This is a genomic window from Georgenia subflava (assembly GCF_009193155.1).
Taxonomy (GTDB): Bacteria; Actinomycetota; Actinomycetes; order Actinomycetales; family Actinomycetaceae; genus Georgenia; species Georgenia subflava.
In genome coordinates this window covers 1,117,936-1,131,813 of sequence record NZ_VUKD01000001.1, presented here as the reverse complement: position 1 = coordinate 1,131,813, position 13,878 = coordinate 1,117,936, and the positions used below count along the sequence as shown (strand labels likewise).

Genomic DNA, 13,878 nt, shown 5'->3' with positions numbered 1-13,878 from the left:
GCGCGCCGGACCAGCCGCGTGTGGAGTCGGTCACATCGTGACGCGCCTCATAGGTCGGGCCCGGCCCGCGTCGTTAGTCTTTCGCGACTTCTTCCGGGGGCCGTCGGCCCCGCATCATCCCCCGCCGCCGGTCAGGACGGCGGCACGAACGGCCACCCGGGCCGATTCCTGGAGGCTTCTTGACTCACGCTGTGCCCGAGGCCGAGACCGAGCGTCTTGCCCCCGTCGCCGGGACCCTGACCCGTCGGCAGATCCGCGAGGAAGCCGCCGATCGCACGGCGGGCCGTCTAGGGACCCGACTGGGACGGCCGGTCCGCGCCACGCTGCTGGCCGCCCTCGGCGTCGCGACCGTCGCCGCCCCGCTGCTCGGCCTGGCCAGCTCGCAGGAGTCCGCCCAGGCGGTCCCCGAGGTCACCCCGCTCGCCACGAGCGCCCTCGACACCCTGGAGCAGGCGCTCACCAGCGCGGGCATCGCCGCCACGCAGAGCGCCTCTCCTCTCGCGGCGACGCCGCTGGCGGGGAGTCGGGCCGAGATCCGGTCGGCCTCGCGGGCGAACGAGCGTGAGGCGCTGCCGGAAGAGGCGGTCGAGGGCGCCGACGGCGCGGCCGCGGCGGTCGCGGACCCGGCACCCGAGGTCGTCATGCCCCTGGCGGCCGGCACGTACCGCTCGACGTCCCCCTACGGCGTCCGCGCCGACCCGTTCGGCCGTGGCCGGAGCATGCACACGGGCACGGACATGGCCGCCCCGCTCGGCACACCGATCCACGCCGTGGCCGACGGCGTCGTGACCTATGTGGGCGACGGCAAGGACGGTCGCTCGCCCACGCTCGTCACGATCAAGCACGAGGTCGACGGCGAGCACTTCGAGAGCTGGTACAACCACATGTACCCCGGCGACGTGCACGTGAGCGTCGGCCAGAAGGTCTCCGCCGGGGACGTCATCGCCGCCGTCGGCTCCAACGGCAACTCCACCGGGCCGCACCTGCACTTCGAGATCCACACCGACGACGACCTCACCACCACCGAGCCGCTGGCCTGGATGGCCGGCCTCGACGCGGTGGACGTCAGCGAGCTCTGAGCCGCTCAGTCCTGCTCGGGCACATAGGCGAGTGCCTCGATCTCGACCAGCGCGCCCGGGGGCCCGAGCCCGGCCACCTCCAGCACCGTCACCGCGGTCGGGTGCGCACCCCAGACCTCGGCCGACGCCGCATACCCGGCCATGACGTCCTCGCCAGCGACGACGTAGATCCCCAGCCTCACGACGTCCCGCTGCGTGGCGCCGACCTCGGCGAGCACCGCCAGCACGTTCCGCAGCGCCTGGGCGGTCTGCTCGGCGAGCCCCGGTCCGACCACCTGGCCCGACGCGTCGACGCCGTTCTGCCCGCCGACGACGAGCAACCGTCCGGGGCCGCTGGTCAGGACCCCCTGGGAGAAGGCCGGGCTCTCGTGCATGCCGGCGGGGTTGATGTGCGTGAGGCCCACCATCTCGCTCCTCTCGGCATGCCATCCATGCTCCGGCTGCTCCCGCTGCTCCCGCTGCTCCCGCTGCTCCCGCACCAGCATGCTCCGTGGCAGTGGCCCTGACCAGAGCTTTCGGGCAGGAGAACGGCCGAGATCGCCACGGCCCCGAGACCTGAGACGAAGCCGCGCCGTCGTGTCGGTCCCGTGTGGTGGACTTGGACCACGCGGCACCGCTGCCGCGCAGGCCCGCGTACGGCTCCGCTGCCGCACCGGCCTGGGGAACGCGAGACGGGATGACGATGGCGGACGAGCTGACGGAGCTGCTCCTGCCCGACGTGGCTGCCTGGCACGACTGGTTGGCCGAGCACCACGTGAGCTCACCGGGAGTCTGGCTGGTCCTGCACAAGAAGGGCGGCGACGTCACCGCCCTGACCTACGAGGACGCCCTGCAGGAGGCCTTGTGCTTCGGCTGGATCGACGGGCAGGCCCGCCGCCGGGACGCCGCGAGCTCGTTCCAGCGGATGACCCCGCGCCGGCAGCGGAGCCCGTGGTCGGCGAGGAACGTCGACCGGGTGGCCCGGCTGGAGCAGGAGGGCCGGATGCAGGAGGCGGGCCGTGCGGCGGTCCGCGCCGCACAGGCCGACGGCCGGTGGGAGCGTGCCTACGAGGGCCCCGCCACCGCCGAGGTACCCGACGACCTCGCCGCGGCGATCGCGGCAGAACCCCGCGCCCAGGCGATGTTCGACGTCCTGACCTCGACCAACCGCTTCGCGCTGATCTACCGGCTGAGCTCGGTCCGGCGGGCCGAGACCCGGGAGCGCAAGATCACCGAGTTCGTGGCGATGCTCGCGCGGCACGAGACGCCGCACCCCCAGAAGAGGCGTCCGACCTGACGCCGCGTGCGCCCGGGACCCTGAGTCGTGACCAGGGTCCGACCAGGGCGATAACCCATGGACGGCGACCGCCGCCACCGCGTTGGCTTGTGCCTGTGCCCGATCTCCTCACGCTGCTGCCAGCCGCCTTCGGTCCCGTCCTGCTGATCGTCGGGTGGCTCTTCGCCTTCGCCGAGTCCGCGCTCGGCGTCGGCATGGTCCTTCCCGGGGAGACCGTGGTCCTGCTCGTCGGGGCGGCCACCATCGGCCCCGAGCAGACCGTGCTCGCCGCTGCCGTCGTCGCCGTCGGCGCCAGCGCCGGCGACCACGTCGGCTTCCTGCTCGGCCGCCGCCACGGTCACCGGCTCCGCGACTCGCGTCCCGTGCGCCGGGTGGGCACCCGGCACTGGGACCGGGCGACCGGGCTCCTGCGCCGCCGTGGCCCCGCCGCCGTCGTGATCAGCCGGCTGCTGCCGGTCGTGCGCACGCTGGTGCCGGCTGCCGCCGGTGCGGCGGACCTCGGCTACCGGCGCTTCCTCGCGGCGTCGGCGCTCGGTGCGGCGCTGTGGGCCGCGTTGTGGGTCGGCGCCGGCGCCGCGGCCGGGTCCGCGCTGCCGCGGGTGGCATCTGCATTCGGTGACGCCGGGTGGGTGCTCCTCGCGGTGGCGGGTGCCGCCGTCGTGGCGACGCTCCTGCTCCGCCGTCGGCGGGTGGGTGTCTCGTGACCGTCCCCAACCTGATCACCGCAGCACGCCTGCTGGTCCTGACCCCGCTCTTCGTCGTCCTCGCGCTCGACGACCAGGTGCTCGCCGCCACCGCAGTGCTCGTCGTCCTGGGGGTGAGCGACTGGGCCGACGGCTACCTGGCGCGACGCCTGGACCAGGTGAGCCGAGTCGGCACGGTCCTCGACCCGGTCGCCGACCGGCTGGGTCTCGTCGTCGTCGCGCTCACGCTCGTGCTTGCTGGGGCGGCACCGTGGTGGGTCTTCGTCGTGCTCGCGGTGCCCGACCTGATCTTCTGGGTCGCCCTCGGTGTGCTGCTGGGCCGGCGGCGTCCTGTCCCGCGCAACCGGCCGAGCGTGGTCGGGAAGGCGCGCACCGCCCTGCTCATGGCGGGCCTGCCGCTCCTGCTGCTCTCGACGCACGAGACGCTGGTCGGCACGGCGCTGCCCGCCGTCGCCTGGGGCCTGACGGTTGCCGGGTGCGTGGGCCACGTGGTCGCCGCCGGCCAGTACGCCGTCCAGGGGTGGCGGGGCCTGGCCCGGCAGCGCCAGGGGCAGCCGGCCTGACCGACGCGGGGCCGGACCGGTCAGCCGCCGAAGAGGTCCCCGAGACCACCGCCCGAGCTCTTGCCGCTGCTCTGGTGGCCGCCCGCGGTGACCGACTCGCTGGGCTGGACGAGCACGTAGCCCTGGCCGCCGAAGGCCATCTGGAACGTCTCCCCGGTGCCGCCGCGGACCATCGACTTCAGGCCGCCGGTGTCGATCCGGACGTCCATGCTCACGCCCGCCGTCCACATCACGACCGCCTGGGCGTCGCCGAAGGTCGGGGCGCCGGCGACGTCGAGCGCCACGGGCTCGCCCTTGGTCGTGATCGCGACGTACCCGGTGCCACGCAGGGAGACGTTGTACAGGCCACCGGTCATGGCGGCGCCGCGCGCCTGGATGCGGTGGATGTCCCACTCGATCGAGGCCGAGAAGGCCAGCACGTTGTTGCCGTTGACCGAGATGGAGTCGTTCTCCAGGTACATGATCTGGACCTCGGCGGCGTCGTGGGCGACGAAGAGCTCGCCCTGACCCGTGCACTGCATCATGTCGACGCCCTCGCCGGTCATGGCCGACTTGAACATCTTGCCTAGGCCGCCCGAGCCCTTGTTCTCGAAGCGCACGTCGCCCTGGTAGGCCACCATCGAGCCGGTCCGGGCCCAGACCGGCCCGTACTGCATCTGGATCTTCAGGAGCTTCTTGTTCTGCAGCGAGAAGGGGTCCTGGGAGACGTTCTCGCGAAACTCGTTGAACAGCGTGCCGTGGATGGCCATGTGCGTTCCCGTCCTCTCGTGGGTGGTGGCACCCGCCCCCGGCGCCCGTCGCGCCAAACCCTATCGAGCACACCGGGCCGTGCGTAGGCTGCTGCCGAGGCAGGGGGCTGAGCACCTGGGGAGGTCGTCATGGGGTTCTTGGACAAGGCGAAGGCGGCGGCGAACGATCTCGCAGCCAGGGCCGACACGGCGCTGGCGAGCTCGGGGCTCGGCGGACCCGGATCTGCCGGGGGCGGTGACGCCGACAGGTACTTCCGTGACCTCGGCCTGCTGGCGTACCTGGACGCGACCGGCCGGCCCGTGCCCGAGGACCGCGAGCGGCTGGTGGCGGCGCTGAACGACATGGAGTCACGCGGTGCCATCCGCTCCTTCACGCTGCAGACCGCGCAGCCGCCGCCACCCGGCGCGGCTGCTCAGGGAGCCTCCTGGGCCGCCGGCGCGGCCTCGGTCCCACCGCCACCAGGCGGCTCGGTGCCGCCGCCGCCGGGTGCGCCTGCGGCCCCACAGTCCGCGCACGAGCACCCGGCAGGCACCTCGCCCGACCCCGCACCACCACGGCCCGTGCAGCCGCCCCCGCCGCCGCCGTGGGCGAACCGGGAGGGCGGCACCACCGCCTGACGCGAGGACAGAACGGCGGTCCGGGCGCGCCCGTGCAGGGCGGCAGCACCGCGCTCGGACCTGCGGCAGCTGCTCGGACCTGCGGCATCTGGATGCTCGGCTGATCCGTAGAACGGGCAGAGGCTGCGCTCCGGTGACACGCTGGGGCCGCAACGCCGAGGTGAGGAGACGTGCAGTGCTGGGTCTGCCGGACGGGACGCGGGCGTGCCTCTTCGACCTCGACGGCGTCCTGACCGACACGGCCGGTCTCCACGCCGGCGCCTGGGCCGCGACCCTGGACGCGTACCTGCGCGAGCGCGCCGAGCAGACCGGAGAGGCCTTCGTGGCCTTCGATCCCGTGACGGACTACGCACGTCACGTGGACGGCAAGCGGCGTGCGGACGGCGTGCGGGACTTCCTCGCGAGCCGCGGCATCGTCCTGCCCTCCGGCGACCCCGACGACTCGCCGGAGGCGGGAACGGTCAACGGGGTGGCCAACCGGAAGAACGTCGCGGTGCTCGAGCTCCTGCGCGAGCACGGCGTGGATCCCTTGCCCGGTGCCCGCGACTACGTCCGCGCCGCCCGCGCCGCCGGGCTGGCCACGGCGGTGGTCTCCTCCAGCGCCAACGCCAGACTCGTCCTCGACGTCACGGGGCTCGCGGACGGGTTCGACACCGTGGTCGACGGGGTCGTCGCCCGCGAGCGCGATCTTCCGGGCAAGCCGGCGCCCGACACGTTCCTGGCGGCCGCGGCCGAGCTCGGTGTGGAGCCGGGAGCCGCCGCCGTCTTCGAGGACGCCATCGCCGGCGTCGAGGCCGCCCGGGCCGGCGGCTTCGGCCGTGTCGTGGGGATCGACCGGCTGGACCAGGCCGACGCGCTGCGAACGGCCGGTGCCGACGTCGTCGTGAAGGACCTGGCGGCCCTGCTGTGAGCGGCAACGGCTACGCGGACCTCGGACGGGACCCGTGGGTGCTGCGCGAGGACGGTCTCGACCTCGACCACCTGGGCCAGACGGAGACGCTCTTCGCGCTGTCCAACGGTCACCTCGGGCTGCGCGGCAACCTCGACGAGGGGGAACCGCACGTGACGCCCGGCACCTACCTCTCCGGGTTCTTCGAGCACCACCCGCTGCCGTATCCCGAGGGCGGGTACGGCTACCCCGAGTCGGGGCAGTCGATGGTCGACGTCACCAACGGCAAGCTCGTCCGGCTCCTGGTCGACGACGAGCCGTTCGACGTGCGCTACGGCATGCTGCGCTCCCACGTCCGCACCCTCGACCTGCGCGCCGGTGTGCTGCGCCGCGAGGTGGAGTGGGTCTCGCCGGCCGGGAAGGCCGTGCGGATCAAGTCGGTGCGTCTGGTCTCCTTCGCCCAGCGCGCGGTCGCCGCCGTCGCCTACACCGTCGAGGCGGTGGAGGACACGCGGATCATCGTGCAGTCCGAGCTCGTCGCGAACGAGGGACCGCCGGAGGTCGGCTCGGAGGACCCCCGGGTGGCGAAGGCGCTCGACGCGCCGCTGCGCCCGGTCAGCCAGGACGTCGAGCAGCGCGGCGCCGTGCTGGTGCACCGCACCGCGCAGTCCGGGCTGCAGCTGGCCGCCGGCATGGACCACGACGTCGAGTGCGACAGCCAGTACGACATCGAGAACGAGGTCCGGCCGGACTGGGCCCGCACCACGGTGGTCACGCACCTGCGCCCCGGGGACAAGCTCCGGGTGGTGAAGTACCTCGCCTACGGCTGGTCCGCCGCGCGCAGCGCGACGGCGCTGCGCGACCAGGTGGCCGCCGCCCTGACCAGCGCCCGGTACGCGGGGTGGTCGGCGCTCCGCCGCGCGCAGCGCGAGTACCTGGACGACTTCTGGATGGCCGCCGACGTCGAGCTCGACGGCGACGCCGTCCTCCAGCAGGCGGTGCGGTTCGGCCTCTTCCACGTGCTGCAGGCCGGTGCCCGCAACGAGGGCCGCGCGATCGGCGCCAAGGGCCTGACCGGCACGGGCTACAACGGGCACACCTTCTGGGACGTCGAGGGCTTCGTCCTGCCGGTCCTGGCCCTGACCGTCCCGGAGGCGGCCGCCCACCTGCTGCGCTGGCGCGCCGCCACGCTGCCGGCCGCACGGGAGCGGGCCGCCACCCTCGGGCTGTCCGGCGCCACGTTCCCCTGGCGCACCATCGACGGCGCGGAGACGTCCGCGTACTGGCCGGCCGGCACCGCCGGCTTCCACATCAACGCCGACATCGTCCGCGCCTTCGAGATCTACCGGCAGGTCACCGGCGACGGCGAGATCGAGCGCGAGCACGGGCTGGAGGTGCTGGTCGAGACGGCCCGCCTGTGGATCTCGCTGGGCCAGGAGGACCGGCACGGGCGCTTCCACCTCGACGGCGTGACGGGGCCCGACGAGTACACGGGCGTCGTCGACGACAACACCTTCACCAACCTGATGGCCGCGCGGAACCTGCGGGCCGCCGTCGCCGCCTGCCGCCGCCACCCCGATGTCGCCGCGCAGCACGAGGTGAGCGAGGCAGAGCTCGAGCGGTGGGAGCGTGCGGCGGCGCACGTGTACGTGCCCTACGACGACGTGCTCGGCGTGCACCCGGCGTGCCGGGACTTCACCCGTTACCGCGAGTGGGACTTCGATCCCGACGGCGAGGCCTACCCGCTGATGATGAACGCCCCCTACGTGCTGCTCTACCGGCGCCAGGTGGTCAAGCAGGCCGACCTGGTGCTCGCGATGCACTGGTGCCCGGAGCACTTCACCGACGAGCAGCTCGCACGCAACCTCGACTACTACGAGCGCCGCACGGTGCGGGACTCCTCGCTCTCGGCGTGCACCCAGGCGGTCATGTGCGCGCAGGCCGGCCATCTCGACCTCGCCCGCGACTACCTCCACGAGGCGGCGCTCGTCGACCTGCACGACCTGCAGTTCACGACCGCCCACGGTGTCCACCTCGCGTCGCTGGCGGGGACGTGGATCGGCGTGCTCGCCGGCTACGGCGGCCTGCGCGAGGACGCGGACGTCATCCGGCTGGCGCCGGCGCTGCCCGACGACGTGGCTGGGCTGACCTTCCGGCTGCGCTGGCACGGGATGTGCCTGAAGGTGGCGGTCCGTCACGACGAGGTGACGTGCACGCTCATCGGTGATCCGGGTTGCCGCATGCCGCTGCGGCTCTACGACGAGGAGCTCGAGCTCGCCGAGGGCGCGGTGCTCCGGCGGCCCACGCGTCGTCCGACGCCGTTGCTGCCCCGCCCGGAGCAGCCGCCGGGCCGGTCCCCGCGCCGGGTCGACGGGAACGGGGAGGTCCACACCCGGGGCGACGTCGACCACGCCGTCTGAGCATCGGTCCCGCCGGTGTCGCTCCGCGCGGTGGACGGCGGCGCGCTCCACCGGGTCATCGGTGGGACTGGGACGAACGGCCCCTCTGCGATCTCGACGGGTGCGCCGGAGGGCGACGCGCTTGAAGCAGGTGCCTGCGCACGAGCTCCAGCGGCTGCGCCCAGTCACCGGGCAGCTCGTCGCTCGGCGGCGGGCCGGGCCGGAAGCCGGTGTCGGTCTGCACCACCACCACGAGGCGGTCCCGGCGTCGGACGAGCATCAGCTGCCCACCCCATCCGGCCCCGAAGGCCGTCTCGTGGTCCTCCACCCACAGGCCGAGACCGTAGTCGCGGTTCTCGGGTCCGCCGTGGTGGCCGGTGGGGGTGCGCATCGCGGCGAGCCACCGGCGCGGGACCAGCTGTCGTCCCTCCGCCGCGCCGCCGTCGAGGAAGAGCCCGCCGACGTCGGCGACGGCTCTGGCGGTCAGGCACAGGTGCCCTGCCCCGACTGGCACACCGTCAGGGTCCGTACGCCAGTCCCAGTCGACGACTCCCAGCGGTCCGAACAGTCGCTTCCCGGCGAACTCACCGAGCCCACCGGTGACCTGGTCCAGGACGGTCGCGAGCAGGTGGCTCCCTCCGTTGTCGTAACGGAAGGTCGTGCCCGGGGCGGCGACGGTCGGCGCCTCGACGAACGCCCGGCCCCACGACCTGCCGCTGCCGGCCACCGCGTCGAGGTCCCACGGGCCGTCCGTGCGCGCGCCGCGGGTCATCGCGGCGAGGTGGCGGACGGTCTGACCGCTGATCGTCGGCGGAGGTCTGAACGGAAGGTGCTCGGCGACCGGGTCGTCGATCCCGAGCAGACCGTCCTCGACGGCGATGCCGAGCAGCAGCACGACCACCGTCTTCGTCACGGAGAACAGATCCAGCCGTTCCGGGCCGCGGAGGTGCACGTCGGCGACGTCGTGCCCGCCGGTCCGGACCAGCACGTGCGCCATGTGACGGAACCGTGGGTCGTCACGCAGTTCGGTCAGCATCCGCTCGGTCGCTAGCTCTACGGGGACGTCCATGGCGACAATCCTGCGGCGGCGCTAGCGGTTCAGGGACGACCCGACGCGGACGAGGTTCCCGCTGCGGTCCACGACGGCGAACTCCCGCATGCCGTAGTCGGTGTCCATGACCTCGACGACGCGGCTGCCGGTCGGCGGGTCGGGTACGACGATCGCCACCCAGTCCTCGTAGAGCCGCTGGGCGTCGTCGACGAACGCGTAGCAGCTCGCCGCCGTCGCGAGCGGGTCCACCTGCGGGTCCGGGTAGAAGTGCACCTCGAGGTTGCCTCGGCCGACGATGAGGTAGTCCCACTCCTCCGGCGGCGCCCCGCGGTTCTCGAACCCGAGGGCCTCGTAGAACTCGAGCGTCTCGCGCAGGTTCCGGCTCGGCAGGATTGGCACAGCACGCTCGGCCATCGCCCGAGACTACTCCCGCCCCGCCACGTCGTCCGGCCCGCACGTCCCGCTCCCCTGGGTCCAGGCGTCGGGTCCTTAAGTTTCAGACATCCCGTTCCGCGAGCTCCCGGAAGTCGTCGGGGACTCCGCCGGACCGGCCGATCGTCGCCGGGAGGTAGCCGACGGCGTCGCGTCCGTACCTGGTGCGCACGGCGTCCATGGACCGGTCGAGCGCCCACCTGGCCGACCCGGTGGCCGAGCCGGGCCGCCACGGGTCCTCCGGCTGGAGCGGCAGCTCGAGCTGCACCGCCTGCTGCCACGTCAGGTTCGACACGGCTACGGCGAGCAGCGTGATCTCGACCGACGAGTCCTCCTTCCCGATCGCGTGCCACACGAGGCGTTCGGCCACCTCGGTCAGCGTCAGGGTGGTCGACACCGGGCCCGGCAGGGTGTGCGAGCGGGTCACCGAGCGCATCCCGGCGAACCGGACCCGGACCGTGACGGTGCGCCCGGCACGGCCCTTCGCGCGCAGCCGGCTCGCGACGCGCTCGGCGAGGTGCGACAGCACCGCCCGCACCAGCTCGGGGGTGGGCCGGCGCCGCCCGAGCGCCGACTGTGCGCCCACCGACCGGGCCCGGCCGGAGCCGGCGACCTTGCGCGGGTCGTCGTTGAGCGCGAGGGCGTGCAGGGTGGCTCCGGAGGCCCGGCCCAGGAGCCGCTCCACCATCGTCCCGGGCGCCTCGGAGAGCTCGCCGATGGTCCGGATGCCGCGGTCGGCGAGGCGTTGCTCCGTCACGGGTCCCACGCCCCACATGAGGCCGACCGGCAGCGGGTCGAGGAACTCGCGCTCGCGTCCCGGCTGGACGACCACCAGCCCGTCCGGCTTCGCCACCTGCGACGCGATCTTCGCCAGGTGCTTCGTGCTCGCCGCACCCACGGAGATCGGCAGCCCGACCTCCGCGCGGACGCGTTCCCGGATGCGGGCACCGATGGAGGCCGGGGTGCCGAAGAGGTGGACCGAGCCAGAGACGTCGAGGAAGGCCTCGTCGATCGAGATCCGCTGGATCGCCGGGGTGAAGTCGCCGAGGACGGTCATCACCCGGTCCGCCAGCCCCCGGTAGCGGTCGAAGTGCCCGCGCACGAACACCAGGTCCGGGCACAGCCGCGCGGCCTGCCAGCCGGGCATCCCTCCCCGCACCCCGTGGACCTTGGCCTCGTAGGACGCGGCGAGGACCACGCCGCCGCGCGCACTCCCGCCGACCGCGACCGGCCGACGGCGCAGCGTCGGCTCCAGGAGCTGTTCCACCGACGCGTAGAACGCGTCGAGGTCGGCGTGCAGGATCGACGGACCGGCTGTCATGGCACGAGATTAGTCGTACACCTGTTCGAGCGAAAGGCCCTGCCGTGCTCCACCGCGGGGGGAACGGAGCTGCCATCTCGCGAACGATGCGCATCGCCGGGGGTCACGCCGGGACAGTGATCCACCGGTGGTCACCGGACTGGGTGCGCAACGGCAGGCGTCGTCGCTACCTTGACCGTCATGGCAGTCCACACCCTCGACCAGGACGAGGCCCGGCGCATCGCGGTCCGGGCACAGCTGCTGGACGCCCAGCGCCCGCCGGACCTGCTCACGGTCGCGAACCGGCTGACGTTCCTCCAGCTGGACCCGACCGCCGCCGTCGCACCGAGCGCGGACCTGGTCGCCTGGACCAGGCTCGGCGGCGGGTACGACCCGGCTCAGCTGCAGCAGGCCCTCGACCGGGACCGCACGCTCTTCGAGTACCGGGCGACCGCTCGCCCGACGGCCGACCTCCACCTGTACGTGGCTGACATGCAGCGGGCACCGCGCTACCAGCAGACCCGCGAGTGGCTGCAGGCCAACGAGTCCTTCCGCGACGACGTCCTCGCTCGCCTCCGCGACTCCGGCCCGCTGCTCTCGCGTGACATCCCGGACACCAGCGCCGTGCCGTGGCCCTCGACCGGGTGGTCCAACGACCGCAACGTCACCCAGATGCTGGAGATCCTCGGCGGGCGGGGCGTGGTCGCCGTCGCCGGCCGTCAGGGCAGGCAACGGGTGTGGGACCTGGCCGAACGGGTCTACCCGGCCGACGTCGTCGCGACGCCCCTGGACGAGGCGCTGAAGGAGCGCGACCGCCGCCGCCTCAAGGCGTTGGGCATCGCGCGGGCCGCCACGACGGCGCAGTCCGTCGAGCCGGCCGACGTCGGCGAGGCCGGGGAGCCGGCGGTGGTGGACGGCGTGAAGGGCGAGTGGCGGGTCGACCCGGAGGCGCTCGACGCGCCGTTCACGGGCCGCACCGCGCTGCTGTCACCGTTCGACAGGCTCGTCCACGACCGCAACCGGGCGCAGGACCTGTTCGACTTCGAGTACTACCTGGAGATGTACAAGCCGAGGGACAAGCGGCGCTGGGGCTACTTCGCCCTCCCGGTCCTCCACCACGACCGGCTGGTCGGAAAGCTCGACGCGACGGCCGACCGCAAGAAGCGCACGCTCACGGTCCATGCCGTCCACCAGGACGTGCGCTTCACCCGGGCGATGACCCACGACGTCGACGGGGAGATCGAGGCACTGGCGACCTGGCTGGACCTGTCGCTGAGCCGATCGGGCCGCTGAGCGCGCCGTAGCGTCAGGATGCCCGGCTCAGCTCCTGCCGATATCTTCCCGGCGGCGTGCCGTACTGACTGACGAACGCCTGGCGGAGGCTCTCGGTCTGCCGGAAGCCGCACCGGCGGGCGATCGCCGCCAGGGACAGCTCGGTCGCTTCCAGCAGGTGTGCGGCCGCCTCGGTACGGGCCTGCCGGACGTAGCGCGCCGGGGTGACGCCGGCATGCTCGAGGAAGAGGCGGGCGAGCTGCCGCTCCCCCACGTGGGCGACGGCGGCGAGGGCCCGGGTGGACAGGTCGCCGTCGAGGTTCGCGGCGACGTGGTCCACGACCCCGCGCACGGCCGTCCGCCGGGGCGGCGGCGCCGTCGTGAACATGCTCATCTGGGTCTGGTCACCGGGACGCTGCATGTAGGTCACGAGAATCCTGGAGACGAGCCGCGCGAGCTCGGGTCCGTGATCCTCCTCGATGAGTGCGAGCGTGAGGTCGAGCGCGCTCGTCACGCCGGCAGAGGTGATGAGGTTCCCCTCGCGGATGTAGATGGGCGCGGGGTCGACGTGGACCGCGGGGTAGCGTCGCTGGATCTCCTCCACGAAGTGCCAGTGGGTCGCCGCCCGGTGACCGTCGACCAGACCAGTGGCCGCGAGCACGCCGAGGCCGGTGCAGATCGAGGTCACCCGACGGGCCAGCGCCGCGAGGCGGCGGACGTGCCCGACCAGGCGGCGGTCGTCGGACGCGGCCGTGAACCCTCGTCCGCCCGCGACGACGAGCGTGTCGAGCGGTTCGTTGAAGTGCTCGAGCGCGGCCTGCCCGGGCAGCTGGAGCCCGGAGTCGCACGACACGGGGCTGCCACCGGGCGTCAGGACCACGACGCGGTAGGGCGGTGCGGCCCCCACCTTGGTGGCCGCTGCGACCGCCGACGTCACGCAGGCGACGTCGAGGAGCTCGACGCCTTCGTAGGCGACGACCGCGATGAGACGTTCGACGGCTGCGGCACCGCCGACGTCAGCGGCGCCGGCATGACCGGTGCGCTCAGCAAGAGCTGTCGGCCGTCCGGCCGCGTGAACCAATTTTTCGGACATCGCATCGATACCCCCTAGGGGTACGACGGTAGTCCAGGCAGGCTTGCTCTACCAGAGGGGATCTCCGGCGAAGTCGGGGTCGGGATCGCACACAGAACCCCTCACGAGCCGCTCAGGGAGGGCCACGATGCACTCGCTCGCCGTCGGACTGGCGAACCTCCACCACGAGCCGGTCCCGCTCACCCCGTGCCAGGGAGATCGTCGCGACCTGTGGTTCGCCGAGCACACGACGGCCGTCGAGCTGGCGAAGTCGCTGTGCCGGACGTGCCCGCTGCGTGCGGCATGCCTCGCTGGTGCGCTCGAGCGCGCCGAGCCCTGGGGCGTCTGGGGCGGCGAGGTGTTCGTCGACGGCGTCGTCGTGGCCCGCAAACGCGGTCGGGGCAGGCCGCGCAAGGCCGAGGCCTGAGCGGCGCTGCAAGTCCTGACGGCCCGGGCGGGCCACCGAACGAAGGA

15 protein-coding genes are annotated in these 13,878 nt (G+C 73.2%); 9 read left to right on the top strand and 6 right to left on the bottom strand.

Going from position 1 to position 13,878, the window contains the following annotated elements; genetic code table 11:
• Positions 1-191 precede the first annotated feature (191 nt).
• Positions 192-1,079 (top strand): M23 family metallopeptidase, encoded by an 888-nt coding sequence (locus GD748_RS05110; protein WP_152194051.1) that lies wholly within the window; start codon positions 192-194, stop codon positions 1,077-1,079.
• A gap of 5 nt (positions 1,080-1,084) precedes the next feature.
• Here GD748_RS05110 and GD748_RS05105 read toward each other — a convergent pair whose 3' ends face one another.
• Positions 1,085-1,486, bottom strand: a complete 402-nt coding sequence (locus GD748_RS05105; RefSeq protein ID WP_152194050.1) for a RidA family protein — start codon at positions 1,484-1,486, stop codon at positions 1,085-1,087.
• Positions 1,487-1,761: 275 nt separating this feature from the next.
• Here GD748_RS05105 and GD748_RS05100 point away from each other — a divergent pair, with 275 nt between their 5' ends.
• From GD748_RS05100 to GD748_RS05090, 3 genes are all read left to right on the top strand, one after another.
• Positions 1,762-2,355 carry a YdeI/OmpD-associated family protein gene (locus GD748_RS05100; protein ID WP_152194395.1) on the top strand — a complete coding sequence of 198 codons (594 nt, stop codon included), beginning with the start codon at positions 1,762-1,764 and terminating at the stop codon, positions 2,353-2,355.
• A gap of 95 nt (positions 2,356-2,450) precedes the next feature.
• Positions 2,451-3,059 (top strand): DedA family protein, encoded by a 609-nt coding sequence (locus GD748_RS05095; protein ID WP_152194049.1) that lies wholly within the window; start codon positions 2,451-2,453, stop codon positions 3,057-3,059.
• Entirely contained in the window at positions 3,056-3,622 is a 567-nt protein-coding gene (locus GD748_RS05090) for a CDP-alcohol phosphatidyltransferase family protein (protein ID WP_152814896.1), read from the top strand. The genes GD748_RS05095 and GD748_RS05090 overlap by 4 nt, the downstream gene beginning before the upstream one ends.
• A 20-nt stretch (positions 3,623-3,642) precedes the next feature.
• Here the strand turns inward: GD748_RS05090 and GD748_RS05085 are convergent, their stop codons facing one another.
• Positions 3,643-4,371: an AIM24 family protein gene (locus GD748_RS05085; RefSeq protein WP_152194047.1), complete on the bottom strand. Its 729-nt coding sequence runs from the start codon at positions 4,369-4,371 to the stop codon at positions 3,643-3,645.
• A 129-nt stretch (positions 4,372-4,500) separates the two neighbouring features.
• On the opposite strand from GD748_RS05085, the gene GD748_RS05080 reads away from it, so the two are divergent.
• The 3 genes from GD748_RS05080 to GD748_RS05070 all read left to right on the top strand — a co-directional run bounded on the left by GD748_RS05080 (position 4,501) and on the right by GD748_RS05070 (position 8,298).
• Positions 4,501-4,989, top strand: coding sequence for a hypothetical protein (locus GD748_RS05080; protein WP_152194046.1), 489 nt, complete (start codon positions 4,501-4,503; stop codon positions 4,987-4,989).
• Positions 4,990-5,164: 175 nt separating this feature from the next.
• Positions 5,165-5,899: an HAD family hydrolase gene (locus GD748_RS05075; RefSeq protein WP_152194045.1), complete on the top strand. Its 735-nt coding sequence runs from the start codon at positions 5,165-5,167 to the stop codon at positions 5,897-5,899.
• Positions 5,896-8,298, top strand: coding sequence for a glycoside hydrolase family 65 protein (locus GD748_RS05070; RefSeq protein ID WP_152194044.1), 2,403 nt, complete (start codon positions 5,896-5,898; stop codon positions 8,296-8,298). Before GD748_RS05075 ends, GD748_RS05070 begins: the two co-directional genes overlap by 4 nt.
• A gap of 55 nt (positions 8,299-8,353) precedes the next feature.
• Here the strand turns inward: GD748_RS05070 and GD748_RS05065 are convergent, their stop codons facing one another.
• The 3 genes from GD748_RS05065 to dinB form a co-directional block, all read right to left on the bottom strand.
• A complete protein-coding gene (locus GD748_RS05065; protein WP_152194043.1) occupies positions 8,354-9,346 on the bottom strand; it encodes a serine hydrolase domain-containing protein in 993 nt (330 codons plus the stop codon).
• Positions 9,347-9,367: 21 nt separating this feature from the next.
• Complete coding sequence (locus tag GD748_RS05060; protein WP_152194042.1) at positions 9,368-9,742, bottom strand: bleomycin resistance protein; 375 nt, start codon at positions 9,740-9,742, stop codon at positions 9,368-9,370.
• A gap of 82 nt (positions 9,743-9,824) precedes the next feature.
• Positions 9,825-11,081, bottom strand: a complete 1,257-nt coding sequence (gene dinB / locus GD748_RS05055; RefSeq protein ID WP_152194041.1) for a DNA polymerase IV — start codon at positions 11,079-11,081, stop codon at positions 9,825-9,827.
• A 180-nt stretch (positions 11,082-11,261) separates the two neighbouring features.
• Between dinB and GD748_RS05050 the strand changes: the two genes are divergently transcribed.
• On the top strand, positions 11,262-12,353 hold the full coding sequence (locus GD748_RS05050; RefSeq protein WP_152194040.1) for a DNA glycosylase AlkZ-like family protein: 1,092 nt from the start codon (positions 11,262-11,264) through the stop codon (positions 12,351-12,353).
• Between the two features lie 13 nt (positions 12,354-12,366).
• Here GD748_RS05050 and GD748_RS05045 read toward each other — a convergent pair whose 3' ends face one another.
• Entirely contained in the window at positions 12,367-13,425 is a 1,059-nt protein-coding gene (locus GD748_RS05045; RefSeq protein ID WP_152194039.1) for a GlxA family transcriptional regulator, read from the bottom strand.
• Between the two features lie 127 nt (positions 13,426-13,552).
• Here GD748_RS05045 and GD748_RS05040 point away from each other — a divergent pair, with 127 nt between their 5' ends.
• The gene (locus tag GD748_RS05040; protein ID WP_152194038.1) at positions 13,553-13,831 is read left to right on the top strand and encodes a WhiB family transcriptional regulator; all 279 of its coding nucleotides are present in this window, start codon (positions 13,553-13,555) and stop codon (positions 13,829-13,831) included.
• The last annotated feature ends 47 nt before the right edge of the window (positions 13,832-13,878 follow it).